Here is a 24,911-nt window from a genome sequence, read left to right on the forward strand (position 1 = left end):
TACGGGCTTCCTGGGCCTGTGCGATCACTTCACACAGTCTTTCACCACTGACGCCCTTTTCGATCAGGTATGCTACCTGCTTCGGTCTCGTAGGAACTTTGAATCCTCTCTCCATGAGCAGCATGATGATACGCTCGAAACCGATGGAAAATCCACAGGCGGGTACATCATTGCCGGTGAACTTGCCTACCATCTTGTCATAACGTCCACCACCGCCGCAGCTGCCGCCGAATTCCGGCATGGCGATCTCAAAAATAGTTCCGGTGTAATAGGACATACCTCTTACCAGAGTGGCATCGAAGACAATCTCGAAATCAGAAGCCTTGGTGGCTTTGACGCTGTCCATGATCTCTCTGAGGCTCTGGGCGATCTCGGGCTCTAAGAATCCTTCCAGGGTATCCGCCAGATAAGCCACACCATCCTCTGCACTCTCCAGACCCTTGAACAGTTCCAGATACTTGTCTACACATGTCTTATCAAAACCGTTCTCCAAAAGCTCAGCTTCCACGCCTTCCAGACCGATCTTGTCCATCTTGTCCAGAGTGATAAATACGCTGTCATAGGACTCTTCGGGGAATCCGCTATAAGCAGCCATTGCCTTCAGGATACGGCGCTCATTGATACGGATCTGGAAATTCTTGAATCCCAGCTTACCCAATGTGGTGGTCGTTGCAAGGATCAGTTCGATCTCCGCCAGATTCGAAGGTTCTCCCAAAATATCGATATCACACTGCATAAACTGACGATATCTTCCTCTCTGAGGTCTGTCCGCTCTCCATACATTGCCCATCTGCAATGCCTTAAAAGGAGAAGGCAGGGATGCCGCATTATTGGAATAATAACGTACCAGCGGTACCGTCAGATCGTAACGCAGCCCACTGTCGACTACCTCTTCCTCGGTGGTCGCAGCTGCTACATTCAGTTTCTCACCGCGCTTTAAGATTTTGAAGATCAGCTTCTCATTGTCACCGCCCTGCTTACTGCTTAAGTTCGCAATATTTTCCACACAGGGAGTCTCAATGGAAGTAAAACCGAATTTGCCGTAGGTGTCCTTGATGACGCTGATCACGTAATCACGGATCTGCATCTCCTCCGGCAGGATATCTTTCATGCCCGTTGTAGGCTTCTTGCTAAGTGCCATGGTTTTCTACCCTTCCGCTCGTATATTTTATATCTGCAAATTGCCTTTCCCGCAATTTTAGCTCAATATCTTATATATGATACTTTTTTTCCCGATAACTGTCAACCCTCCCGGGCCCCGCTTCTGCCAGAAATTCAAGCATTTTTCTATAGAAAAACAGGACAGTGATCTCTCACTGTCCCGCCTTCTCTTTCATCTTCTTCAAATAGGCATCTTTCAATGCACATTTTTCCTCTAACTGACGGATCTGCTTCTTCAGATCCTCCAGATATTCCGCGGTGACTTTCACGCCTCCGCGGACCGCTACATCTTCATGTCTGCTCATATCCTCCAGCCATTGTCTGATGGAGTTTTCCCGCAGATCATTATACGTATTGTCTTCCTGTGGCTGCCACATAATTTCCCTCCAAACTTACTCAGACACGGAACTGCCGCATATTCTGCTGAAGTTTGCCGATGCTCTGTAATACGCCCTTGGTCTCTGTAGACATATTTTCACTGGAATAGGTGATCTCCTGAAGGTTCTTATTCACTCCGGCCACCGCATCCGCCGGTTCCGCCTGCATCGTAATTTACCTTTTGATCGTTTTCCCCATAGTGCACCATCCCTTTTATCCTTATTTTGTTTTGCGTACCGTAGAGTACTTTTGTCTTAATTGTACTTTTTCTCATACAATATGTCAAGAAATCACCGCGTCAAATCGCCAAAGTTTTTAGTTGCAGAAAAGCTGCTACCCACGATCGGATAACAGCTTTCTGACTGCCTGTTATGATTTTCAGACTATTTTTTAATATTTGATCTCTTTGCCTTCCAGTCTCCACTGTCTGAACTCTGCGGATGCGGACAGTAACAGGTCGGAGGAAGAATTCAGTGCGGTCTCCACAGAATCCTGGATGACACCGATGATGAAGCCGACACCTACGATCTGCATGGCAATGTCGTTGGAGATTCCAAACAACGAACATGCCATAGGGATCAGTAACAGGGATCCTCCTGCCACGCCGGATGCACCGCAGGCTGCCAGGGTTGCCAGAATACTCAGCACGATACCGCTTAAGAAGTCTACGTGAATCCCCAGAGTATTTGCCGCTGCCAGTGTCATTACGGTAATGGTGATGGCTGCACCGTCCATGTTAATGGTAGCTCCCAGCGGGATGGTTACGGAATAGGTATCCTTATCCATTCCCCACTCTTCACAGGCCTTCATATTCACAGGAATATTGGCTGCGGAGCTTCTGGTGAAGAACGCAGTAATGGCACTCTTCTTCAGGCACTTGAAGATCAGCGGGTACGGGTTCTTGCGGATACACCAGAACACGATGATCGGGTTGGTCACAAAGTAGATAAACAGCATGGAACCTACCAGTACTAACAGAAGTTTTCCGTATTCGGAGAATATCTCCAGTCCGTTGGAAGAAATGGAGCTGAATACCAGACCTAAGATTCCGAAGGGAGCCATACTGATGATCCAGCTGACTACCTGGGACAGACCGTTGGAAATGTCATCCAGTACTTTCTTGGTGGTATCATTGGCTGCTCTCATACCGACACCGATGATCACACCCCAGGTCAGAACACCAATATAGTTGGCATTTAACAGAGAGGATACCGGATTGGCTACCATATTCATTAACAGAGTCTTCAGTACTTCCACGATACCGTCCGGCGCTGCCATATCGGTGGCTGCGTCTGCCAGTGTCAGTGTCACGGGGAATAACCGGCTGGCGATCACGGCTACCAGCGCTGCCAGAAAGGTACTGAACATGTACATAATAATAACGGTCTTAATGATGCCGCCATGGCTCTTCCCTGCATGACACAAGGCACTGATCAGCAGGAAGAATACCAACAAAGGCGCAATGGCCTTCAGGGCACCTACAAAAACATCTCCCAGAATGGCAATACCGGTTGCCTGCGGCACGACCAGTCCCAGGATCACACCAATGACCAGACCACATACGATACGCAGGATCAGGCTGATGCTGTTCCACTTTTCAAATAGTTTTTTCATACTTACACTCTTCTTTCCCTTTTTTCTGATGTATACATGTACTTCATTGTACACACTATGTGCTATTATATAGTATTTCTCATATAGAGACAAGTGTATTTTCCCTGCGGACATTTTGAGGCTATTTGTTTTTCGATTTTTAGAGCAGAAAAAAACGGATCCGCAAAAAGCAGATCCGCTTTCCTCATTTTCCTATTACATTACAAAACATTTGTCATTGCGGAGATTCCCACCTTCATGACACCCGCCAGTACCATGACCCAGATGGGATTCAGTTTCGTTTTCCGAAGCAGCAACACACAGATTCCGAAGATCACCACCATGCTCCACTCCGTACCCGTCAGGGAAATCGTCCCTCCGCTTCCCCAGAACGCATTTTTCAGGATCAGGATCCCTGCTGATGCGATCATGGCCACCACTGCCGGACGCAGAGACTTTAATACTCCCTGCAACAGATCCAGATTACGATACTTCAGGTATAGTCTTGCCAGGATCGTCACAATAATGCAGGACGGCAGAATACACCCGACCGTTGCCACCACAGCTCCGGGAATCCCGGCAATCTTCAGTCCCACGAAGGTGGCGGAATTCACTGCAATGGGGCCCGGTGTTATCTGTGATATCGTGATCAGATCCGTGAATTCCGACATGGTCAGCCATCCGTGAGTCGTGACTACTTGTCCCTGGATCAGAGGCATGGCCGCATAACCGCCGCCGAAGCTGAACATTCCTATTTGCAGAAAACTTAAAAATAATTGCAGATAGATCATTTTCCAGACCTCCTTTTGGAAAGAAGTGTCCGGACCAAACCAATCAGTCCGCAGACGATCACAATGTAGACCACATTGATCTCCAGAATACATGCTGCCAAAAAAGCTCCCAGCATAATGACAAGTGACATAGGATCTTTTTCTTTTACGATAGGTGCACCCATATCATACGTCACGGAAGCGATCACCGCTCCCACTCCTGCCTGCATCCCAGACAGCATCTGCGCCACGAAGAAGTTACTGCGGAACACATTGTAGCAGACAGATATTGCCGCTATAATCACAAAGGGCGGCAGGATCGTTCCAAGGATTGCCACCAGTGCCCCCGGGATCCCGGCCAGCTTGTACCCCACCACGATGGCTCCGTTGACTGCGATTGCGCCGGGCGAAGACTGGGCGATGGCCACCAGATCCAGCATTTCGTCTTCTCCGATCCAATGGTATTCATCCACGAATTTCTTCTTCATCAGCGTAACGATGACATAACCGCCCCCGAACGTGAATGCACTCAGATACAGTGTGGACAGGAATATTTTCCACAATATTTTTCCCTGGGATTCTTTTTCTTCCCTACTTTCCATGCTACTTTCCTCCATTCTTTTTGACAGTGCCTTCCCGCATCCTTGCTGTTCTGTCTGTCAACTGTAAAACTGCACCGCATTTTTCAATGCTCCACACACACAACAGTATCTGGGCGTAACCGAAAAACACCGCCGGAGTCCCGATCAGCGTTACCAGCCCCAGTGCCCAGCTTCCCATTCTCTGTACAAAATCCCACGGGAAATACCGCAGAGACATTACAGTGAGCAATGCCGCCGCTCCCAGCCAGATATGATCATTTTTGGCGCATATCTTTTTTCCTTTTACAAAGCTTTGATAGAGCAAAAACAACAGACAGCCAAGCAACAGAATTCCCATTCCGGGGTGTCCGTTCCTATAAAAATAAGTACTGAACAGACCGCCGATACTGTATCCCTGCTCCATGATGCTGGTATATTCCAATCCGCTCTCCGCAAAGGACCCGTCGAACAGCCAGTGTTTCCACGTCATATAGGTGGGGTATGCCATGGCAACTCCCAGAATTCCGATCACCGGATATTGCCATTGTCTCCGGCAGATACCACCCACGCAGATCAGGAACAAAAGCGTCAACGCGGCTACGCCATCCAGTCTTCCGATAATCCCCAGGGCCAGTACTGCGGTCAATCCGTAGCCTGTCTTCCAGAACATTTTCTCCGTATCCGACATTTTTACCAGAGACGCTGCCAGGATCGGCACCACCATCCATATCAGAATCTGTGACCGATCCACACTTTCCGTTACCACATATACATGATAAGGCAGCAACAGATACCCTAATGCCCCCACCAGTGAAAACCAGTCTTTCTTTTTTCTCTTTAAAACGCAATGGAACATACTCCATGCGGTTCCAAAGGTAATAATCTGGGTCAATATGATAAAAGTACTTTCCATCTGTTATTCTCCTGTCATGAAAGGTTCTTCATTGTACCAGTACTGAACATCCGATTGCAGTATAATGGTATTTTCATAATATACCACCTGTAAAACAAGTATTAACAGTACCGCAAACACGATCCAAGGGGAAATTTTGTTCTGGCTTTTTCTTTTTTGAAGAAGTATCCATACCACACTGCCCAGTACTGCATATCCCAACACACAGACAACAAACTTTCCGGGATTTCCCATTACATATAAGGTCTTCACCGCCAGAGGATTCCATATACCAAAAGCTGCTGCCGCCAACACCAGTCGCGCATCCCTTCCCCATTTGGAAAACAGGAAATAAAGCAATGCAAGTGCAGCTCCGGATAAAAATGCTATCATGATCTTATAAGATGTTGCGACCGGAAATCCAATCCACCGCATTCCTGCCGGAATCCATAAATATAGTAAATGGGCTGCCGGAATCCTTCCCCATTCTCCCTGAAGCATATACTCTGTTTCTCTCAGGCACTGTACACTGTCAGTCCCCAGAACAAGATAATCCACCAGCAATGGGATACAGGCTATCATCCAGATTCCCACCATTGCACAGTTGATCCATTTTTTCTGTCCGCTCACTTCTTTACACAATACTTTTCTGCGGAATATCGCAATTCCATCCAGACAGGCAAAAAGAACCAGCACTATTACAAAAAGAATCCTTCTTCCGGCGGTTGTCTTCTCTACTTTCAACTCATAGGAAACATTTCCTCCCTCCGAAAATGGCTGTATCTGCAGATGTGCTGCATCAACCGTATCTGCCACATAATAGGTAATCCTTTTATGCTCCGTATCTGCAGGCAAAGTTGCCCGGTTGCCCCTGATCGCACGAAAAGTGGTCTCCTCCGCTTCCAGACTGATCTCCATTCCGCTTCCGATTCCGCCATTTGCAATATCCGACTCTACTATGATGCGATATACTCCCGGGTTCAATGCAAAATCTTTGCTGACGATTCCCCCTGTTTCTTCCACCCGATACAATTGCTGAGGATCTGCCTCAAATACAATATCCGATCCCCCAAAAGACAGCACGAACAGAACCGCTAAGAGAAGCCCTTCCGCTAATAAAATCCATTTCTTTTTCATCTCTGTCTCCTCTTCCGAATCCCGAAAAACACAATACCCGCTGCTGTGATCAAAGTAACCAGTTCCGCCGTTCTCCAATACCACGGTTCCACAAAACGCACTCTGACTGTTCCGGCATATCCACCCGGAATGCACACTTGCAAAATATGTCCACCGTCGTCTGTGATCTCCAATACTTCTCCTTTGTCATCCCTGGCTGCATATCCCTTATACATGAGAACCGGAAGTGTTACTATTTCCTCCCGGGCCGAATCATTCCTGCAGAAAAAGCTTATATTTAAACCGCTCTTTTCATAGTCTGCGATCTGAATATTCTCATTGACTTCCGGTCTTGCAAAAGTCAGCTTTGTGCTGTCCGTTCCATAGATCAGATACTCTTCTCCGGAGATGTAACCAAATCCCATACTTTCCTGATTATATAATGTAACGTCCCTCTCCTGTACTCCCGAATCCATCATAAACAGATAGGATGCAGACAAAGACACTACTGCCGTGATCAGACTCATCTGATAGAAGATTTTCCGGTTGTTCTGAAAATATCGAATCACATATCCCGTTACCGTCACCAACAGAACCGTACCCCATCCCAGAAAACGATTGGGGAACTGCAGACTGCTCACCAATGTCGCTGCAATGCCGGAAATTTTCTGAATGTTATCCCAGGGAAAGGAATTTGTGGACATCCATAATGCAAGGCATCCGAATCCTGCTGCCTTTATCGCAAAGCTCTTCTCAGCCTCTTTTTGTTTTTGCAAATCTCCCAAAAATAACAGCAGCCAGAAAATCATCATTCCTATTACCAGAAACAATCCTACCCCGATAGGATTCAGTAAATCCCCTGCCTTGCCTTCCATGGATTCCGGAATTCTACTGAACCAGAACTGCTGTAATATTTGCGCAAAAATGGTTCCTCTGTCCTGGATAGTTCTCGCCGATGCATGGCGTATCCTGACATCCTGTGTCAAATAATAGTCAACAAACGGTACCAGATACCACAGGCTTAATCCCAGCGAAAAAAATGCTCCACTCGCAAGCTGCCGGAATCTTGGCCATGTAAATACTCTGCGGATATAAATCAGACAGAACAGCACTGTGAACAATGCCGTAATCTCACAGGTCAGTACATGGGTCTGGATCAATCCGGCATATCCCAGTCCCAAAATGATCCAGCTTTTATGAAACTCTCTGTCTTTCACATCTTTTTCAAAGACAAGATAAATTCCGTATACCACCAGCGGCAGAAACGTATAGGCGCTTCCCTCTCCTACAGCTCCTACCATTACCAGTTTAAAAAATCTAAATATGGATAAAGTATACAATGCGCTGCAGACCAGGCCTATGATCCGGTCTCCGAAGATTCCGTTAAAGCAGTACCAGGCAATCGCAGCTGTTGCAATATTAAGTCCTATGCAATAGAAAGCATAGCTTTCCGTCATCGTAAAGCCTGCCATGCGCAGAAGTGCCGGAAAATACAATAACAGATTACAATAGAAAATACCATTGGCGTATCCGTGGTCAAATACCCATCTGGGTTCCAGCCGTACCGGGAACTGTCCGGTCAGAAGTCCATCCTTTACACCTTCAATACGGTGCAAATGATAGGTCAGATCCGCTCCGGACACCATGCCGTCATAAAAATAGGGGATGGAGGCAAAAAAGGCGATCACACCGATTCCAAACAGGATCTGACGTCTCTGCTCATTTCTGCCTTTTACCACCTCCCGACGCTCCAGCCACATGGTTGCAAGAACCAACAGTGCTACTGCCGCAAGGATCACAAGATATCTTGTCCACAGAAGATTCGTCTCCACGATCCGCAGATTCCCGGTGGTCAGCTTTTCCTGTCCGGAATAATCGATTGTCACCGTCAGTTCTTCTGTGGGCTCATAAAGCCAGAAATCATAGGAAGTATGCCCCAGTGCACTGTACAGATGCTCGCCGTTGCACAACAGGCCTCCCTGATACACAGTGCCGTCTTTCACAGTGCAGACCGCGATGGCATCCCCGGTGCATTCGTAGGACAGCTCCACCCGGTATACTCCTGTCCCCAGCGAAATATGCTCAAATACCGGCTCTTCTGCATAAGATTCCCCTTCCGCAAAAGTATAGCTTCCGGTATAGTTCCATTCCCGGTTAGGCATGGCAATACGGATGATACACCCCACCATCAATGTAGCCAGAATCCCCAGAATCACATATCTGATATAAGGTTTTTTCTTCACCTTTCCCATTCTCCTTTGGTCACATATTGCAAATCATTTGAAATAAAACGCAAAAATCCATAATGAGTATAGCACAAAAAAAAGATAATGAACACTCTCTTCATTATCTTTTTCCTGTATTTATGCGATTCCTATGCCTGTTTTGTATGATGTTCCACATGTTCGAAGGTGAATACATTCAGGAACTGTTTTGCTCTCTCTGTCTCCGGATGTTCGAAAAATTTATCGGGAGCGGCCTCCTCCACGATCTTACCCTGGTCGATGAAAATAACTTTGTCCGCTACCGCCTTTGCAAACTGCATCTCATGGGTGACAATGAGCATGGTCTTGCCCTGTTTTGCCAGATCCAGCATAACATCCAGCACTTCTCTTACCATCTCCGGATCCAGTGCCGCAGTCACTTCATCGAACAGCAGGATCTCCGGATGCATGCACAATGCCCGGACGATGGCTACACGCTGCTTCTGTCCACCGGACAACTGTCTGGGATAACTCTTTGCCTTATCTGCCAGTCCCACGCGCGCCAGAAGCTCCATGGCCTCCTTCTGTGCCTCTGCCTTATCGCGCTTCTGTACCTTGACCGGTGCCAGCGTAATATTGTCCAGTACCGTCAGATGCGGGAACAGTTCATAGCTCTGGAATACCATACCGATCTTCTGACGCAGGGTGGTGATATTTTTACTGCCCTTGCGGATATCCATGCCCTGCAGCTTTATCGTACCGCCCTGAATAGGTTCCAGTGCATTAATACACCGAAGCAGCGTACTCTTACCACAGCCGCTGGGACCTACCACTACCAGAACATCTCCCTGTTTTACTTCCAGATTGATGCCGTCCAGGATCTTCTGGCCTTCATATTCTTTTGTCAGATTTTCTATCTTCAACAATGTCTCTGCCATGTTTTCACTCCATTCTCATTCCGACTCCGTTTCCATTTCTAATTCCACTTTTTCTCCAGCACTCTGGCCAGAACACTGAAGGGCCAGCAGGCGAAGAAATACAGAACAAATACCACAAGGAATACTCCGAACGCAGCATTGGGACTGCTCATACGATTGGCCTCAATGATCTGCTGTGCCACCTTCAGCATTTCCACCACGCCGATCATGAGCACCAGGCTGGTGGTCTTGATCATACGGGTGATCAGGTTGATGGACAGCGGAATCAGTCTCCGCACAGTCTGCGGAATAATGATATACAGATACGTCTGTATTTTACTGAATCCCAGTGCTTCACTGCTTTCGTACTGATGCTTCGGAATACTGATCAGCGCTCCACGCACCAGATCTCCCATCTCTGCGGTGCCCCACAGGACGAAGACGATGACGGATGCCACCTCTCCGGACAGATTCCAGCCCAGTGCTCTGGTAGATCCGAAATATACGATAAATAAAAGCACCAGCTGCGGCATGATACGGATGAATTCCAGATAGACCCGGAAGATAGCTTTGACGAACCGGTTCTTCACCGTCATCAACGCTCCCACCAGAATACCTAACGGCATACTGATCAGAATAGATACGATACTGATCTTCATGGCTACCCATAATCCCTGCAGCAGACGGAGCATGTTCGTGCCTTTGAATAATACATCAATCCCCAAATCCGGCATAACGCATCCTCCTCTCCACCAGAGATCCCACGATCGATACCGGCAGCAGGATCAACAGATAAAATACCACCAGAAGGAAAAGGCTCTCGGTAGTCTTATAATACAGGCCGATCAGATCCTTTGCCGTAAACATCAGATCCATCAGACTGATGGCACTGAATACACTGGTCTCCTTCAACAGGAAAATAATATTCGCCACAAATGCCGGGATACTGGTAGACATGGCCTGGGGCAGGATCACATATCTTAGTACCTGTCCGGAGTTCATTCCCAGGCTGATGGCACTTTCATTCTGGATCGGTTCCACGGCCTCCAGACCGCTGCGGAATGCCTCCGCCATATAACTGCCACCTAAAAATGCCAGTCCTACCACACCGCAGACCTCTGCTGACATCCGGATCCCAATCTTCGGAAATCCGTAATAAATAAAAAACAGCTGTACCAGAAGCGGTGTATTACGGCTCAGCTCCACGTAGACCGCTACGATCCACCGAAGCACTGGTACTTTATAATATTGTATCGCCGCACATACCAGTCCCAGCAGAATCGCAAACAGGATTCCGATGACACCGATCTTCACGGTGAGCAACGCTGCCTTTTCATACATAGGCAGATATTTTCCTATAAATTCCCAGTTCATGTATTTCTTTCCTTTCAGGAAGCTTTTCAACAATCGTAACTATTCAGAATAGTTACACACAATTTTTTAGATTATAACAAAAGAAGTAGCCAGATGCAAGAAAAGACTGCGGCGGCAACATACGTGCCCCGCAGTCCCCTCTCTATCATTCTATTCCGATCCGTACTTATTGTGCGGTTACCTTGCCGCCTTCTACTACCAGGCTGTCCTCGTAATCCAGACCATAGGTATCTGCCAGAGTTGCCTCGTAATCTGCATGGAAGAAATTCTCTTCACCAAGGCTTGTGATCTCATCGTTGATCCAGTCAAGCAGAGTAGTATTGCCCTTAGATACTGCGGGAGCGATGGTATCAGCGCTGCCCAGGGAAGGAATACCTACGGTATAGCCTTCATTCTGCAGAGCAAATGCGATGACCTCAGTGTTGTCGTTTGCCCATGCTACGGAAGTACCGTTTTCAAAAGCTTCCTTAGCGGTTGCATAGGAATCGAACTTCTGTAAAGGAATGTCCGGATAATTAGCAATCAGATAGGTCTCTGCGGTGGTTCCGGAGATCACAATAATAGAATCATCTGCATTCCAGTTATCCAGAGTGGTGATTACATTGTCATCCTTGGATACTACGCCAAGTGCTACATTCATATAAGGAACAGCGAAATCAACTTCCTCTGCTCTCTCGGGAGTTACGGTGAAGTTAGCCAGGATCACGTCTACCTTACCGGTCTGCAGATACTCGATACGGTTGGCCGCCTCGGTAGATACGAAGTTCACATCGACACCCAGATCCTCACCGAGTCTTCTTGCATAATATACATCATATCCCTGATACTCGCCGTTCTCATCCACATAACCAAACGGATTCTTATCGGAAAATACACCGATATTGATGGTACCGCTTTCCTTGATCTCATCAAGAGTGCGGTATACAGCCTTGCTTCCAGCACCGTTGCTGCCGGTAGCTGCTGCGCCGTTATCGCTGCTGCCGCATGCGGTCAGCCCCAGTGCCAATGCTCCTGTTAATGCCAGTGCCAAAACGCTCTTCCACTCAAACTTCTTCATAATCCTTTTCCTCCTCTTCGATGTCTCATTTAAGTATCGAATCAACTTATGGGTAGGATTATATCTCCTATTTCATACTATGTCAATAGGAAAACAGTAATTTGTTTTTACTTTTTGCGAAAAGATAAAATCAATGCTATAATACTATTGTTACTTTTGATTGTAAACAGACCTTGTAACCGGAATTCCGTAAGAGATAATAAAGGAGAACAAAAGAATAATATATGAAAAAACCGATTTCACGTTTCTATCTGCTGTTGGTTCTCGTTCCGTTACTGTTACTGGCGAGCATGGGCGGCTATTACTTTCTGGAAGAAACTGCTGCAGGCAGCGATGTTGTTGTCGTTCCACAGACCCCTGCACCGCCTTCTGCCACACCGGTTCCCGTCCCTACTCCGGAGCCGACCCCCACTCCCTTCCCGGAGCATGACATTACGCTCATGGCTGTCGGGGACAACCTGATGCATCTGGGAATCGTGGCCAGTGGAAAACAGGAGGACGGAACTTATGATTTCTCCATGCTGTTTCAGGGGATTTCACCCTTCTTAAACGCGGCAGACATCCGGATCATCAATCAGGAAACTGTCATGGGCGGCAATTCCCGGGGATTTTCCGGTTTTCCCTATTTTAATTCTCCTACCGAAGTTGGGGATGCGATTGCGGATGCCGGATTCAACGTGGTTCTGCAGGCATCCAATCATACCGCGGATCAGAAGCTGGACGGCCTGTTGTACTGTGCGGATTTCTGGAAAAACAAGCACCCGGAGGTACTGGTAACCGGTATTCACGAAGACGCTTCACAGGCAGATGACATTCCGTTACTTACCATCGATGATGTCACTTTCGCCATCTTAAATTATACCTACGGTGCCAATACCGAGACACTCCCCTTAGATCTGCTGGGGCATCTGAATCTTCTGTGTGCCGTAAATGAGAAAAACGGACAGATGGACTTCACCACGCTGAACCCGCAGGTCTTAGAGGATATCTCCCGGGCAAAAGAACTGGCAGACATCGTCATCGTCTGTCCTCACTGGGGGACTGAGTATTCCTCCAAAATCTCAAGCTATCAGGAAAAATGGGCACTGGAGATGACAGAAGCCGGTGCCGATGTCATTATCGGAACCCATCCCCATGTGGTAGAGCCTGTGGAATGGATCACCGCAGAAAACGGCAATGAGTCTCTGTGCTATTATTCGCTGGGCAATTATGTGTCCACCCAGAAAAATGCTCTCAGCATGTTAGAGGGTATGGCCTGGCTGACTTTTCACGTTGCAGAGGACGGTGTCTCCATCGAGCGGAAGACCACCGGTGTGATCCCGCTGGTCTGTCAGTACACCTCCGGACCGGTACGGTTTGAAAATGTCTATCTGCTGGAAGAATATACCGAAGAGCTGGCGGCCTCCCACGGCATCCGCAATTATGCCGGTGTGGTCCTTCATCTGGAAGACCTGCAAAAATGGAGCGACGAGATCCTCGGTGATTTCGTACTCACCAAAGATCAGGCGCTCCATAATTTCAAAACCGATTCTATTAATCAATAACGTTTCTCATACCGATGATGGGACTGTAGTCCACAGCACTGATAATGACACCTTTCCGTGAATTGGCGGAATGGATGATCTGTCCGTCACCGATATACAGTCCTACATGGGTACAGCTCTTCCCTCCATTGGAACTATAACATACAATATCTCCTGGCTGAAGTTCTTCAGAACTGATACTGCGTCCGGCACCGGAATACTGTCCTCCCGGTGTACGGCTGATAGAATAGCCGAACTCCGCATAGATAAAGCAGGTGAATCCGGAACAATCTGTACCTCCTGACAGACTGGAACCTCCGTGTACATACCGGTTGCCCAGATACTGCATGGCATAATCAATGATTCCCTGTCTGAGCTCCGCATTTGAGGTATAAGTTGTAGTGGGAAGTGTGATGTTCGTGATCACCTCCGGGGCATCCTGCTCGGCAGTCTGTTCTCTTGCCTGCAATGCCTTCTGCGCGGCAATTTCCGCCTGTTCCTCTTCTATTGTCTTCGCATAGATAAATTCTTCCGAGATCGTAACATATTCCGCAGAGACATAGCCTTCCTTGCTGTCGGTGTACTGTACCTTCAGCCAGTCTCCGTCATTCTCCAGAATTTTTACCTTTTCTCCATTGTCAATGTAACCAATTCTTTTTGCATCTGTGGCAGGATCCTGTCTCACATTCAGACGGTCTGCGATAACCACAGCATATCTGGTCACATAATTGTCTACAACCTCAGCTGCTGCATCTCCATAGATGAAAAACTCTGCCTTGATATAACCCTCCACATTACCGGAGATGATCCGGAACCAGTCCTGATCCTCTCCTGCCACATCCAGGATCTGTGCCACCGCTCCGTCATAGATTTTGCCCACTACGGCACTGTCCGTGTTCGGTTCTGTCCGGACATTGACGTAATTCGTCACATTGGCGATCGCTAACGACGCATATTCATCTGCGGTCGTATCCTCTACGGAAGCTTCGTCTACCGGGACATCCTCCGGATCTGACACCCCTTCCAGTGCTCTGGGATCCTCCGTCTCGCCACCCTGTACCGCCAGCAGATCCTCTATGGTAATCTGTCCGGTAGCCGGGATCGGCTCGACACCGATCTGATGTATTTCTGCCGCATGTACTTTCTGTATCGAGGCTTCACTCTGTATTTTTAGTTCTCCGTTTCCTGCTGCCACCACCATACTGACTCCGGTGAGAGCTACCGCCAGTGCCATGAACATTCTTTTTTTCATTATAATCCCTGTTACTTCCTACAATTACTGTTTTCTGATGACATTCTGTATAATAGCACATAAAGCAGCACCCGTCCACGAATATCTCCAAATATCTCAAACTACTTAAAATACTGCATCAACTCTTCCAGATCCGTGGATGCCTTTTTAATTGTTCCTGTATCGTCCGAAATTTTGTTAACTGCTTCTGCGATATCAGATACGTTTGCCGTTACTTCCTCGTTGCTGGCTGCATTCTCTTCACTGATCGCACTCAGTTCTGTTATACTATTTATAATAGTCTGTTTCAATTCCTCCAGATTCTTCGTTTTTTCCGCAATAATTCCAGCTGTCGTAACATTAGCCTCAATAATCTGGCTCAGAGCATCAAAACCATTCTTGGCACCTCCGATGTCTGCCTGCTCTTTTTCTGCCAGTGCACGCATCCGTTCAGTTAACTCTACAGATTTATTAGATTTTTCGAGAATATCATCAGCAATTTTCTTGATCGTATCCGCACTCTGGCTGCTCTGTTCGGCGAGCTGTTTGATCTCTGTAGCGACCACAGCGAAGCCTTTGCCTGCCTGTCCTGCCCTCGCTGCTTCAATGGAAGCATTCAATGACAATAGATTCGTCTGTGCGGTAATATCAGAAATCAGTTCCACTGCTTTACTAATGGATGCAATGGCCTCATTGGTTGCCTTTACCTGTACGATCATCTCAGTAATAATGTCCGAAGAGGTATGCGAGCTTTCCAGCACCAGATTCATGGATTCTGAAGCATTACGATTGGCACGATCCATTTTATTGGAATTCTCATTCAATGTTACTGTCTCCGAATGGATCGCATTAACATTGTCCCCCATCTCCAACATCCTGGAATTAACAGTCTGTACATTCTCTGCCAGTGATGCAGCGGTTGCAGCCAGCTCGTCCACGGCCTGTCTGATCTGGTTGGTTCCCTTACTGCTTGCAGATGCCAATGTATTTAATAATTCCATGCTGCTATCCAATTGTGCAGCATGTCCATCCACCTCGGTGACAATACTGTTCAATTTATCCCTCATGCTGACAGATGCCCGGATCAGAGTGGTCACTTCACGGATCACAGATTTCACTTCAAGATTGCCTGACAGATTACCATTGGCAATTTGGTCAATATATTCTGCGGTCGTCAGTAATGGTTTTCGTATTTTGAATGACAGATAAACCATGACAGCAATAAAAAGAACATTCAGACATACTGAGCGCAGAACCAGACTTCTTAACATGTCGGATATTGCATCCTGAACTATGCTCTCCCGTTCTCCGGCAAAAGCCATTCCCAGAATCTCTCCGTCATCGGAACATACCGGCATATAATAGACATAATATTCTTCTCCCTGAATCTCTACTCCATCAGTTTCATAATCGTTACCGGCTCTGACCGTCTCCCATATCTGTGGATCAGCCTTGGTTCCTTCTGCCCTGTTCCCATCCTGATCCACAATGGAAGTAATAAATCTCTCATCCTCCATAAAAAGCGTCTGTTCAATATGCTCATCCTGCAAAGAATCTATAAACTGATAACTGATATCATCCTTTTCCAGAATATCCTCACGGATATCCCATGTGAAATACTGCTCCACTGATGTAGCACATGCTTTCAGCCGCAGATAGGTACTGTCGACCAGTTCATCTTTCATTTTGCCCGATGCATATACAGTCAGAGCAACCATCGTTGCAAGCATCGGAATGCAGCCGATCATTAAAATCACCTGCAAATACCCCATTTTCTTCTTCATTTCAGCACCCTCCTCGTTTTCTGAAAAAACTTTTTCCTGCTGTTACCCATCCCCGTACGGGCATGATGAAATATCCGCAAGTTGATCTAATTGAAAAATATCATAGCATATTTTATCAGGATCCACAACACTTCGACATTCTTGAGTTTCCGCAGTTTTATCCACAACTGCCTGTTTTTTCAGATACTATTATAAACAACTTTCAAAAAGTGCCCAAAATATAAGGAATCCTATTCCTTTTTGATGTAAAATTAAGTCACCACAACAAAACCATACTAAACAAAAAGAAAGAGGACTTCCTGGGGTTAATTTTACATCAAATACTTACACTTTGAAACGGGAAATTTTAACTTTTTCCAGAAAAATTTCCAGACATCTTTCCAGCTTTAATTGCAGTCTCCTTATATTTCACTACAGTATCCACATCCGAATGCGCCTGAAAAGCAGCTCCGGTAATCCTACCGCCCTTCCTCCTGTGTTTTCTCACCACATTTTGTCTGGAATTTTTAAAAATAAAGAATGCTTACGCCATGTAACATCGTGGTATTTCTCCAGTTCTCCGTTCCCAACGATCCGGTGTGCCAGATCAGTAGTCCGGTGTTTTCGGCATTTTCTCTTCTGCCTACTTCTGCCGTAAGCTCCACTCCCCGGGCATAGCCCCTTTCCTGCTGTACCACCGTAGGTTCCGTAACCGTCCATGCTTTTGCCGATAATATTCCGTTCTCATACCGCACCCAAATTCTGCATCCCGTTACAAAGCAGTTTGTCACGACCTCGCGGGAAATGCACTGCGCCTGTCCACGCACATACTGTATCAGATACATGGATACCGCATCGGAATGGGCCGCCGTACGGATGATCCGAAGTCCATAACCGTCCAGAGTGTCCGTGTCCGTCTTGATGCAGACATCCAGATACTGTCCGGCGCTGCCAAAACCCTGTCCGGCAGACTTTGCCGGATCGGCTTCCAACAGGACTTCCATATTCCGTTTGGTTTCCGTTCCCATCTCCGGTGCCGTGGTCGGCGTATAGCGGATCCTGGCCCCCTGCATTCCCTGATAGAGCCCTTCGCCCTTACTGCCGTCCCCTGTTGCACCGTAGTGCCAGGAGACCTGCGTCTTTTCCCGGTCCCACTTTTCAAAATCACAGGTATCCGCCGGACGCTTCGCATCAAAATTCCATACACCTTTTTCGTTTCCGGTATGGCTGTAAAGAGGAAGGTTATGAAAATCTGTCCAGATCCTGTCTGTTTCCACATCTTCCGGCGAAATAGCTTTTTCATAAAAGCACTGCACTGCTTCCCCGTATTCGCTGCGATTCGTTCTGGGTCTTATCTGTGCGAAAATATAATATCCCACATCATCTCCGGTGAGGGCATAAACTTTCTCCGGCTGATCCGGTTGGGAGATCGCCGTCACGATTTTGTCCTCTCCCCGAATGTTTCTGCTTCGATACCAGATAATATCCGAGCAGTCATTCTCCGCTTCCGTAAAATCATAAGACAGCCGCAGCATTTTGCCTTCAAGACAGATCACCGGATTGCCCGTAAGCCTTGGTGCCGCCACTTTCCGGGGATGAATTCTGACATACGCACCGGTCTGCAATCCCTCTTTGGTCTGCGCCGTGAGTACTACTTCCGTCTCATGGTCTATATTACTGTCTTTCAGTTGCAGCAGACAGCTCCCCTCCGACACACGCTGTATTTCTATGGAGTCTGCACTGTCTCCTTCTATTTTAAAATGTATCTCACACTTCCTCTCACGCCCATCAAAGGTCAGGCATTTTCCCTTTATATTTATGGAAGATCCGCCTGCTTCCAGTTCAAAAGCCTCTGACTCCAGCAGAAGCTGTGTAGGAATATCTGTTTTTCCGGCAAAGCGGATCACTTCTCCGTTCCCCAACGGGTCCCAGTCGTCTTTCCCGCCCAGCAGATTATAGACATTGTAGATCGTTTCTCCATCCTTACGGATATAGTAGGCCTCTGCCAGCATCTTTTCGTCAATGTCCACCGTATGGGAATCTGCAACCTCCGGAGGCGTAAACCGGCTTTCCGGATATGTCACATTCGCCTGATAGCACTTCAATGCTACGGAAGGATATTTCGTCCACAAGACCGCAACTTTGGTGTCCGGCAGACCTGCGAAGTTGCTGTCGATCAGTGCGATCTGTCCTCCGACTTTTGTAAAATACTGTGCGTGAGTCTCCCCATCCTGTGGATATTTACAATGAAATGTACAGTTTAAGAATACCGCTCCCGTACCGGAAGCCTGATAGATCGGCATTCCGCTGTAAAAATCAAACTCACAGTCCAGGTACACTGCATTTCCATTCAGAGCATCGTCCGTCTGTTCAAAATGACAATGTTCATACAGGCTTCTGCCCGCACCACATACGGGATACAGGTTCAGACGACTGACAAACCGGCAATTCTTCGCATGGAACTTATCGGCATTCGTATCCGCCAGCTGTGCCTGCGTAATGGCTTCTGTCCTCTTTTTCACAGACTGCGCAGGATCCAATGCATAATCCAGATCCACACAGCAATAATTCCCCAGAGTCAGGTTTTCCATCTCCAATTGTTCCCCGGAAAAATGGAACAGAGTATAATTCCCCTTCGCTCCATGGTCGTTCCCCCGATTGGCGGCAATCACCACATCCTCCGGGTTCTCCGACAGCCCCACCAATTTCAGATTTGCGCAGTTTACCTTGCATCCGTAAGGGTAAAGATCCTTCGGATCCTCCCTTACGATCACCGCCTCCGACTGCGGATCCTCCAGCCAATAGATGCCGGGAGCAATGTAGACCGTCACCGGGTGTTCCACAGTTGCTGCGTTTAGTGCTCCATCCGACAGGACTTCTCTGATGTTATTGTAAGTGTATGGATTTTTCTGTACTTCCTCGTTCGCAAGCCTGCTGTCCAGCAGGAGATGACAGGAATCGGGGTTAGGTTTTATCATAAATGTTTTTCCCTTCCTCAGAATAAAATAAGTGACCGATTACTTTTTACTATAGTAAACGACCACTTATTTATCAAGAGATTAAGTTATTAATATCCTACCATAGAAGTAAAAATTATGGTGGGAAGTCATGAAGAATTGTATCATGCTATGGAAAAATGACGCTGTTGATCTTGCCATCAACAACCAGAGAAGAGATTTTTCGGATGCGTATAATAATGAAGTGCTGGCAGAAAGTAAAATTTATATTGAACTTTCCTCCAAAAATCCACTCAGTAAATTAAGTTCCCTGGAAACCGAAGATTTAAAAAATACCCCCTGCATTCTTGTCATCAACCAGACCGGACAGCAGGATACCGCTTGTAAGGAACCAGGTTCCTGTCAAAAAAACATATTGTGCCTTCTGGGAAAAAGATAATTCCGAATATTATATCGAAGAATTTGCAGATATTCTCAAATCCTGCTTTTAGGGATATATATAATTATCCTGCTTGCCTTTTTCACACTTCTAATAAACCACTGCTGCCAGAATGATATATACCAGAATCGACACCATACAGTACATAGAATTGGTTGTTGATACATAGGCACTGCCCTCTTCCTTTTTCAGAAAAGTCTGCATGCTGAAAGTGGCCGGCGCCGACATATAGGAAATGATGGCAAGATTCAACAGCATGTTATCTCCTATCCACAAATGCACTGCCCACAGCACTCCAATTGCCATAAGTGTCTGTAGCAGAACTCTCATCAGGATTGTCTTCAGGCATGGCCGGATCAGTTCCTTTGTCAGTTCCATGCTATATCCCACAACGATCAGGATGATTGCTGTCACGGATGTGGTAAGGATCCCTTCCACCGCCAGATATGCACCGCCGAAGGGACTGTCGATCAGGCAAATCACCACCTCGGACAGTCCTGCCAGGATTCCAAGCACACTTGCAATAAATGCCGGTGTGTGGAATGCACTCATACATAGTTTCTTTGCATTGATCTTCTCTCCGTTTTCCACCTGTCCCAGCATCCCCATATAGATGCTGAATCCAAACAAAAGTCCTGCAATATCCAGTACTGCGATCTGTGAGAGATTTTCCTGCCCGCACAGACTGGTATACAAAGGATACGCCATGAGGCCACCCTCATATACACTGACCATAAACGGCAGGTACTTGCGGTATTCTCCGTTCATAAGCGGCTTCAACAGAAATCCTACTCCGAAAGATACCACCAGCATAACGAACATAATCCCCACCAGTTTCCAGGTCTTCACACTGTAATCCGCTGTGGCCAGTGCATGAAAGATTGCCACCGGAAGCATGATATTGGTTACCAGCAGTTTCATATTATCTATTCCGCTTTTGGTAAGTAACTTTAATTTTCTGCATGCCATACCGAGAACCAGCATGACAAGTACCGGCAATATAATTTCTAATATTCTCATTTGTTATCCCTTTCCGAGGTATCCTATACTTTTTATTTATTATACTTCGATTTTCCTATCCTGTATATTATGTATCCCGGAAGTTTTGTAGAAATGTTTTAGAATTGATGTAGAAATGTTAATGCCAGAATTCGGTCTCCATTTCAGATATGCAAAAAGGCACTGTATCTCAATTTTTTTGAAATACAATGCCTTTTTTACAACACAATCTTACCCAAAGAAATTATACTTGTTAGCCTCAAAAGCTTCCATATAGGTTGCCCCATTGGAACCATACCGGTTGGATGCGCTGACCACATTTTCGGAAGCATTCTTATTGATGTGCTCACCGAGAAATCCTATTTTGGGGGCGATGCCATTCTCTCCTCCCAGTACCTTCTGTAAGGTATCCGCATCCGCATTCCGGAATACTTTCTCGTCCACGATCAGGCTTCCGTCCTTTGCCTGACTGATTCCTATACTTTCCAGTGATTCTTTACTGCCCGCTGGAATGTTTTTTAACTGTTGCTGGTAAAATTCATTCATGATTCCGCCGGTGGTCTTAAGCTGCTTCATGGTAGCATTGTACGCTTCCACCATTTTGTTCACATCACTCAGGATGTCCGTGGTGTCTCCGCTCTCTTTTGCCTTGTCGTAGATGGAATCCTTATCGCTGCCTGCAAGCTTTGACGCAGATTGGCTCAACTTCTCCGACAGATCCTCCAGCTTTGCATAATTATTTTTCCTCAGAATGTCCGTGGCACCGGTACTTGTGGTGTTCATGCTCTTCCCGATGGTTCCCAGCAGGTTCTGGGATGACTTGTTATTGATAATGTCCAAGAGCGACGTTCTCTGAATGGGAATCCCGCTTTTTGCTGCGGAATTTGCCAGCATTTGGGTTGTGATCCTCATTTTGCGACCTCCTTTGATCTGCAATTTTTTCTCTCTGTCTTCTATATCGCCGCTTTTCTTTCACCCTTAATATGTCTTGTAACGAACCGATCTTTTCATGTAACGAAACATCAAAAAATCAGCAGGCCCATCACCCGCTGATTCCTTTCTGAAGCATCACCGCTTACACTTTTCTCAGATACTTCATGTATGCGGTGACAAAGTCATTGTATTTCTGTTTTGCTAAAAATACGCTCTCACCGTTTTTCAATTCTATGTTGCTGTTGTCATACCGGGCCACCTCCTGCAGATTCACAAGAAATCCCCGATGGGAGCGGAAAAAGCGATCTCCCAGCTTCTGCTCCAGCACTTCCATTTTTTCATAAAAACAGTAGGGCTCCTTCTTTGACTTGGTGTGCAGCATAATTTTTCTGGCCTGGTTCTCGGCATAGAGGATATCATCCACAGGAATCCTGACATAGTTGCCGCCTACTTTTATAACCAGCGGTTCAACATTCTTTTTACTCCGGATCTGGCAGATTGCCCTGTCCATGACTTCTGTGAACTTCTGCTCATCGATAGGCTTCAAAAGATAATGAAACGCCCCCACATCATAGCCTTCAAACACATATTCACGTAAGGCCGTCACGAAGATAATCAGTGCATCCGACCTTTCCCGGATCTTTCTGGCCGTCTCCATGCCGTCCGGTTCCGCCGCATTCTGCTCCCGGTTCAGGGAAATATCTAACAGGATCAGGTCAAACGCCGTCGGATCCGCCAACAGTTCTCCGCCGTCGGCAAACAGTCGGATTTCCCCCTCCGTACATTTCTTTACCAGCCTTTTCAGGTATTCTCTTATGGGCTGTTCATCGTCACATATTGCTATTTTCAGCATTCGTCTTCTACTCCCCCGGATCTTATTCCATTCAAACATTTCCTTTTTTATATCGCCACTTTTCCTTTGAAATTCAATCCTATGTAACGAAATGCGATTTTTGTGTAACGAAAAAATCAGCGGGTATATAGCATCCCAAAAGCTCTGCGATTCCGGTCAGCATTAACTTGGTTTCAAATAAGTCCCCTTTATCCTCTAAAAAGAGGCTTCCTCCGTATTTCTCTGCGGTCCGCTTCACAGAGCGAAGTCCTCTTCCATGCTTTCTGGTATCTGTTTTTTCCGTCTGAAGCTTGGCATTATTTCCTGCCCTCTTACTATTTTTCATATGCAGCAGAAGATTGCCACTCTGATATTTCAACTGAAAATGAATATATTTTTTGCCCTGTTCCATTTTGTCACAGGCTTCTATGGCATTATCAAAGAGATTTCCGAACAGGATACCCATATCTCCGTCTGCCACCAATATCTTTTTCGGTACAAAGGTTTCTATCCCGATCTCTATGTCATGCTGTCTAGCCTTTCCTGCCTTGACCTTTAAAATGGAATTCAGCACCGGATTGCTGGAGTACACTTCTTCATCCGCTGTTCTAATATCCTGTAACATTCCTTCTATCATCCTTCTAGCTCCGGAACTGCCCTGTTCTTCTGTGGTATCATACACCGCCAGCAATTGATTCTTCATATCATGTCGGACGGCATTGATCTTGTCCACATATACTTCCAGTTCCCGATAATACTCTTCCTTATAAGCTGCTTTCTGTCGGTCCATTTCCTCTTCCCGTCTCTTTTCTATTACTTCTGTATACTTCTCCATCATGAGAAACACCAGATAATTGCAGATAAAAATGGTAAATATAACCGCCAGACATAAAACTACCAGTTCCCCACTGATGGAGCGTTTGGCAATCTCTATCAACAGAATACAGCAGACAATGCTTGTAAACGGGATGCAGCAGAACAATCCTGCCACCGTGCGCGGAAGCATAGAAAAAGACAGCTTCTTTCCTGTCTTTTTCCGGCAGAAAATTTCTACCACCGTAAGCCGAAGCATTTCCAAGATAAACGCCAACAGAAAGTAACTGACCATTTCATCTCTCCCCCAAACTCCTACCACTGCCATATGTAGTACATACCCTATGGGTTCTGTCACAAAATTAATTCCAACATAAATTAGTACGGCAAAAATCCGGGAACGACCTGCTGCCCGGTACTGTAGGCTGAACAGCCACAATATCATTACTGTATTTAACAGATTACACACAGGATTGCCCAGGGAGTTGACAAAGCTGCTGATGCCTGCACAGATACCCATAATCAGCACAGACAGCTCCAGCCCCGTTCTCCTGTTCCCGATATAAGCCTCTAAAAACCTGCGGTAAATCAGCATTTCAAATAAGTTTAGAAGGAACCGGACTCCATACAGCATCATCCGCACATCCCTCCCTGTACAAATTCATAATGCCGCATGGCAAGCTCCCGTCTGTATCCCTTTGTAATATGCAGTTTCTCCCCGTTTCGCATAATGGCAATCTCGTTGTCCTTCCGGTCAAGGTTATACAGATTGATGATATACGAGCTGTGGATATGCACAAAGGACTTGGGATTTAACTGTTTCCAGATTTCCTCCAAGGTCATGTTTGTCTTATATACATCTTCAAAAGTGTGAATGAGTGCCTGTCGGCCTTTCTTCTCAATGTAGAGAATCCGGTCATATTTCAGGCTGTATCGACTGGCTCTGTAACCAAAAGAAAAATGTTGACTTGTAATATTCAGATAGGTGGCTGCCCTCTCCAATATCTGCAGCAGCTTTTCATCCGATATGGGTTTTTCAATAAAATCAAAGGTCACTACATCAAATACATCCTTCATGTATCTGGTGTAGCTGGTCAGGAACACAAACAACGCCCTGCTGTCTTTTTCCCTGATACTTTTTGCAAGTTTCAGTCCATTCATTCCCGGCATCTCAATGTCAAGGATGTATAAATCATACGGACTGTTCTCTGTTTTCAGTATCTCCATAACAGTGGAAGTCGAATCAAAATAACTGCATACAAGGTCATACCCCTGTATACGGCAGAAACACCCCTTTATTCTCTCCAATTCTTTTGGATTGTCATCACAAACAGCAATCCTCATAATGTAAATCCCTCCCTATACATCTTTGTACAGG

The 24,911-nt window shown here is 46.4% G+C and carries 23 protein-coding genes; 2 read left to right on the plus strand and 21 right to left on the minus strand.

From position 1 onward, the window contains the following. From hisS to OCV96_RS02560, 13 genes are all read right to left on the minus strand, one after another. Window positions 1-1,141: histidine--tRNA ligase (hisS, locus tag OCV96_RS02500; protein WP_262593398.1), on the minus strand; the 1,141-nt coding region annotated here is incomplete at its 3' end. Between the two features lie 172 nt (window positions 1,142-1,313). Beyond that, the gene (locus tag OCV96_RS02505; protein WP_022313285.1) at window positions 1,314-1,538 is read right to left on the minus strand and encodes a hypothetical protein; all 225 of its coding nucleotides are present in this window, start codon (window positions 1,536-1,538) and stop codon (window positions 1,314-1,316) included. Window positions 1,539-1,557: 19 nt separating this feature from the next. After that, on the minus strand, window positions 1,558-1,707 hold the full coding sequence (locus OCV96_RS02510; protein ID WP_262593399.1) for a hypothetical protein: 150 nt from the start codon (window positions 1,705-1,707) through the stop codon (window positions 1,558-1,560). Window positions 1,708-1,929: 222 nt separating this feature from the next. Next, on the minus strand, window positions 1,930-3,153 hold the full coding sequence (gene sstT, locus OCV96_RS02515) for a serine/threonine transporter SstT (RefSeq protein WP_118502689.1): 1,224 nt from the start codon (window positions 3,151-3,153) through the stop codon (window positions 1,930-1,932). 200 nt (window positions 3,154-3,353) lie between these two features. After that, complete coding sequence (locus OCV96_RS02520; protein ID WP_262593400.1) at window positions 3,354-3,923, minus strand: chromate transporter; 570 nt, start codon at window positions 3,921-3,923, stop codon at window positions 3,354-3,356. Then, window positions 3,920-4,504, minus strand: a complete 585-nt coding sequence (locus OCV96_RS02525) for a chromate transporter (protein ID WP_118537345.1) — start codon at window positions 4,502-4,504, stop codon at window positions 3,920-3,922. Before OCV96_RS02525 ends, OCV96_RS02520 begins: the two co-directional genes overlap by 4 nt. A 1-nt stretch (window position 4,505) precedes the next feature. Then, complete coding sequence (locus OCV96_RS02530) at window positions 4,506-5,396, minus strand: hypothetical protein (protein ID WP_262593401.1); 891 nt, start codon at window positions 5,394-5,396, stop codon at window positions 4,506-4,508. Window positions 5,397-5,399: 3 nt separating this feature from the next. Further along, window positions 5,400-6,512: a hypothetical protein gene (locus tag OCV96_RS02535; protein WP_262593402.1), complete on the minus strand. Its 1,113-nt coding sequence runs from the start codon at window positions 6,510-6,512 to the stop codon at window positions 5,400-5,402. Further along, window positions 6,509-8,734 carry a hypothetical protein gene (locus OCV96_RS02540; protein ID WP_262593403.1) on the minus strand — a complete coding sequence of 742 codons (2,226 nt, stop codon included), beginning with the start codon at window positions 8,732-8,734 and terminating at the stop codon, window positions 6,509-6,511. The genes OCV96_RS02535 and OCV96_RS02540 overlap by 4 nt, the downstream gene beginning before the upstream one ends. Before the next feature lie 131 nt (window positions 8,735-8,865). Then, window positions 8,866-9,633 carry an amino acid ABC transporter ATP-binding protein gene (locus OCV96_RS02545; protein WP_022313277.1) on the minus strand — a complete coding sequence of 256 codons (768 nt, stop codon included), beginning with the start codon at window positions 9,631-9,633 and terminating at the stop codon, window positions 8,866-8,868. 38 nt (window positions 9,634-9,671) lie between these two features. Then, window positions 9,672-10,346 carry an amino acid ABC transporter permease gene (locus tag OCV96_RS02550; protein WP_022313276.1) on the minus strand — a complete coding sequence of 225 codons (675 nt, stop codon included), beginning with the start codon at window positions 10,344-10,346 and terminating at the stop codon, window positions 9,672-9,674. Further along, window positions 10,327-10,986: an amino acid ABC transporter permease gene (locus OCV96_RS02555; RefSeq protein ID WP_118502638.1), complete on the minus strand. Its 660-nt coding sequence runs from the start codon at window positions 10,984-10,986 to the stop codon at window positions 10,327-10,329. The genes OCV96_RS02550 and OCV96_RS02555 overlap by 20 nt, the downstream gene beginning before the upstream one ends. 166 nt (window positions 10,987-11,152) lie before the next feature. Further along, a complete protein-coding gene (locus OCV96_RS02560) occupies window positions 11,153-12,043 on the minus strand; it encodes a transporter substrate-binding domain-containing protein (RefSeq protein ID WP_262593404.1) in 891 nt (296 codons plus the stop codon). A gap of 224 nt (window positions 12,044-12,267) precedes the next feature. Between OCV96_RS02560 and OCV96_RS02565 the strand changes: the two genes are divergently transcribed. Then, window positions 12,268-13,587, plus strand: coding sequence for a CapA family protein (locus OCV96_RS02565; protein ID WP_118537350.1), 1,320 nt, complete (start codon window positions 12,268-12,270; stop codon window positions 13,585-13,587). Here the strand turns inward: OCV96_RS02565 and OCV96_RS02570 are convergent. The 3 genes from OCV96_RS02570 to OCV96_RS02580 form a co-directional block, all read right to left on the minus strand. Then, the gene (locus OCV96_RS02570) at window positions 13,577-14,818 is read right to left on the minus strand and encodes a C40 family peptidase (protein WP_262593405.1); all 1,242 of its coding nucleotides are present in this window, start codon (window positions 14,816-14,818) and stop codon (window positions 13,577-13,579) included. The genes OCV96_RS02565 and OCV96_RS02570 overlap by 11 nt on opposite strands. Before the next feature lie 101 nt (window positions 14,819-14,919). Then, window positions 14,920-16,581 carry a methyl-accepting chemotaxis protein gene (locus OCV96_RS02575; RefSeq protein ID WP_262593406.1) on the minus strand — a complete coding sequence of 554 codons (1,662 nt, stop codon included), beginning with the start codon at window positions 16,579-16,581 and terminating at the stop codon, window positions 14,920-14,922. A gap of 506 nt (window positions 16,582-17,087) precedes the next feature. Then, window positions 17,088-19,538 (minus strand): pectinesterase, encoded by a 2,451-nt coding sequence (locus tag OCV96_RS02580; protein WP_262593407.1) that lies wholly within the window; start codon window positions 19,536-19,538, stop codon window positions 17,088-17,090. Window positions 19,539-19,668: 130 nt separating this feature from the next. Here OCV96_RS02580 and OCV96_RS02585 point away from each other — a divergent pair, with 130 nt between their 5' ends. Next, a complete protein-coding gene (locus OCV96_RS02585; RefSeq protein WP_262593408.1) occupies window positions 19,669-19,956 on the plus strand; it encodes a hypothetical protein in 288 nt (95 codons plus the stop codon). A 90-nt stretch (window positions 19,957-20,046) separates the two neighbouring features. Here the strand turns inward: OCV96_RS02585 and OCV96_RS02590 are convergent, their stop codons facing one another. From OCV96_RS02590 to OCV96_RS02610, 5 genes are all read right to left on the minus strand, one after another. Next, window positions 20,047-20,976, minus strand: a complete 930-nt coding sequence (locus OCV96_RS02590) for an AEC family transporter (protein WP_262593409.1) — start codon at window positions 20,974-20,976, stop codon at window positions 20,047-20,049. A gap of 210 nt (window positions 20,977-21,186) precedes the next feature. Continuing rightward, complete coding sequence (locus OCV96_RS02595; RefSeq protein WP_148445787.1) at window positions 21,187-21,867, minus strand: hypothetical protein; 681 nt, start codon at window positions 21,865-21,867, stop codon at window positions 21,187-21,189. A 163-nt stretch (window positions 21,868-22,030) separates the two neighbouring features. Further along, complete coding sequence (locus OCV96_RS02600) at window positions 22,031-22,741, minus strand: LytR/AlgR family response regulator transcription factor (RefSeq protein ID WP_243028800.1); 711 nt, start codon at window positions 22,739-22,741, stop codon at window positions 22,031-22,033. Between the two features lie 79 nt (window positions 22,742-22,820). Further along, complete coding sequence (locus OCV96_RS02605) at window positions 22,821-24,170, minus strand: sensor histidine kinase (RefSeq protein WP_227064748.1); 1,350 nt, start codon at window positions 24,168-24,170, stop codon at window positions 22,821-22,823. Next, the gene (locus OCV96_RS02610) at window positions 24,167-24,877 is read right to left on the minus strand and encodes a LytR/AlgR family response regulator transcription factor (protein WP_178016149.1); all 711 of its coding nucleotides are present in this window, start codon (window positions 24,875-24,877) and stop codon (window positions 24,167-24,169) included. Before OCV96_RS02610 ends, OCV96_RS02605 begins: the two co-directional genes overlap by 4 nt. Window positions 24,878-24,911 lie beyond the last annotated feature (34 nt).

This window comes from Waltera acetigignens (assembly GCF_025567015.1).
Lineage (GTDB): Bacteria > Bacillota > Clostridia > Lachnospirales > Lachnospiraceae > Acetatifactor > Acetatifactor acetigignens.

What these genes read in the sequence shown, in the direction of transcription:
- OCV96_RS02565 (WP_118537350.1), top strand. Translation starts at nt 12,268, where the DNA reads ATGAAAAAACCGATTTCACGTTTCTATCTGCTGTTGGTTCTCGTTCCG.
- OCV96_RS02610 (WP_178016149.1), bottom strand. Translation starts at nt 24,877, where the DNA reads ATGAGGATTGCTGTTTGTGATGACAATCCAAAAGAATTGGAGAGAATA.
- OCV96_RS02605 (WP_227064748.1), bottom strand. Translation starts at nt 24,170, where the DNA reads ATGATGCTGTATGGAGTCCGGTTCCTTCTAAACTTATTTGAAATGCTG.
- OCV96_RS02580 (WP_262593407.1), bottom strand. Translation starts at nt 19,538, where the DNA reads ATGATAAAACCTAACCCCGATTCCTGTCATCTCCTGCTGGACAGCAGG.
- OCV96_RS02600 (WP_243028800.1), bottom strand. Translation starts at nt 22,741, where the DNA reads ATGCTGAAAATAGCAATATGTGACGATGAACAGCCCATAAGAGAATAC.
- OCV96_RS02545 (WP_022313277.1), bottom strand. Translation starts at nt 9,633, where the DNA reads ATGGCAGAGACATTGTTGAAGATAGAAAATCTGACAAAAGAATATGAA.
- OCV96_RS02585 (WP_262593408.1), top strand. Translation starts at nt 19,669, where the DNA reads ATGAAGAATTGTATCATGCTATGGAAAAATGACGCTGTTGATCTTGCC.
- OCV96_RS02530 (WP_262593401.1), bottom strand. Translation starts at nt 5,396, where the DNA reads ATGGAAAGTACTTTTATCATATTGACCCAGATTATTACCTTTGGAACC.
- OCV96_RS02555 (WP_118502638.1), bottom strand. Translation starts at nt 10,986, where the DNA reads ATGAACTGGGAATTTATAGGAAAATATCTGCCTATGTATGAAAAGGCA.
- sstT (WP_118502689.1), bottom strand. Translation starts at nt 3,153, where the DNA reads ATGAAAAAACTATTTGAAAAGTGGAACAGCATCAGCCTGATCCTGCGT.
- OCV96_RS02550 (WP_022313276.1), bottom strand. Translation starts at nt 10,346, where the DNA reads ATGCCGGATTTGGGGATTGATGTATTATTCAAAGGCACGAACATGCTC.
- OCV96_RS02525 (WP_118537345.1), bottom strand. Translation starts at nt 4,504, where the DNA reads ATGGAAAGTAGGGAAGAAAAAGAATCCCAGGGAAAAATATTGTGGAAA.
- OCV96_RS02595 (WP_148445787.1), bottom strand. Translation starts at nt 21,867, where the DNA reads ATGAGGATCACAACCCAAATGCTGGCAAATTCCGCAGCAAAAAGCGGG.
- OCV96_RS02570 (WP_262593405.1), bottom strand. Translation starts at nt 14,818, where the DNA reads ATGAAAAAAAGAATGTTCATGGCACTGGCGGTAGCTCTCACCGGAGTC.
- OCV96_RS02575 (WP_262593406.1), bottom strand. Translation starts at nt 16,581, where the DNA reads ATGAAGAAGAAAATGGGGTATTTGCAGGTGATTTTAATGATCGGCTGC.
- OCV96_RS02510 (WP_262593399.1), bottom strand. Translation starts at nt 1,707, where the DNA reads ATGCAGGCGGAACCGGCGGATGCGGTGGCCGGAGTGAATAAGAACCTT.
- OCV96_RS02505 (WP_022313285.1), bottom strand. Translation starts at nt 1,538, where the DNA reads ATGTGGCAGCCACAGGAAGACAATACGTATAATGATCTGCGGGAAAAC.
- OCV96_RS02520 (WP_262593400.1), bottom strand. Translation starts at nt 3,923, where the DNA reads ATGATCTATCTGCAATTATTTTTAAGTTTTCTGCAAATAGGAATGTTC.
- OCV96_RS02535 (WP_262593402.1), bottom strand. Translation starts at nt 6,512, where the DNA reads ATGAAAAAGAAATGGATTTTATTAGCGGAAGGGCTTCTCTTAGCGGTT.
- OCV96_RS02590 (WP_262593409.1), bottom strand. Translation starts at nt 20,976, where the DNA reads ATGAGAATATTAGAAATTATATTGCCGGTACTTGTCATGCTGGTTCTC.
- OCV96_RS02560 (WP_262593404.1), bottom strand. Translation starts at nt 12,043, where the DNA reads ATGAAGAAGTTTGAGTGGAAGAGCGTTTTGGCACTGGCATTAACAGGA.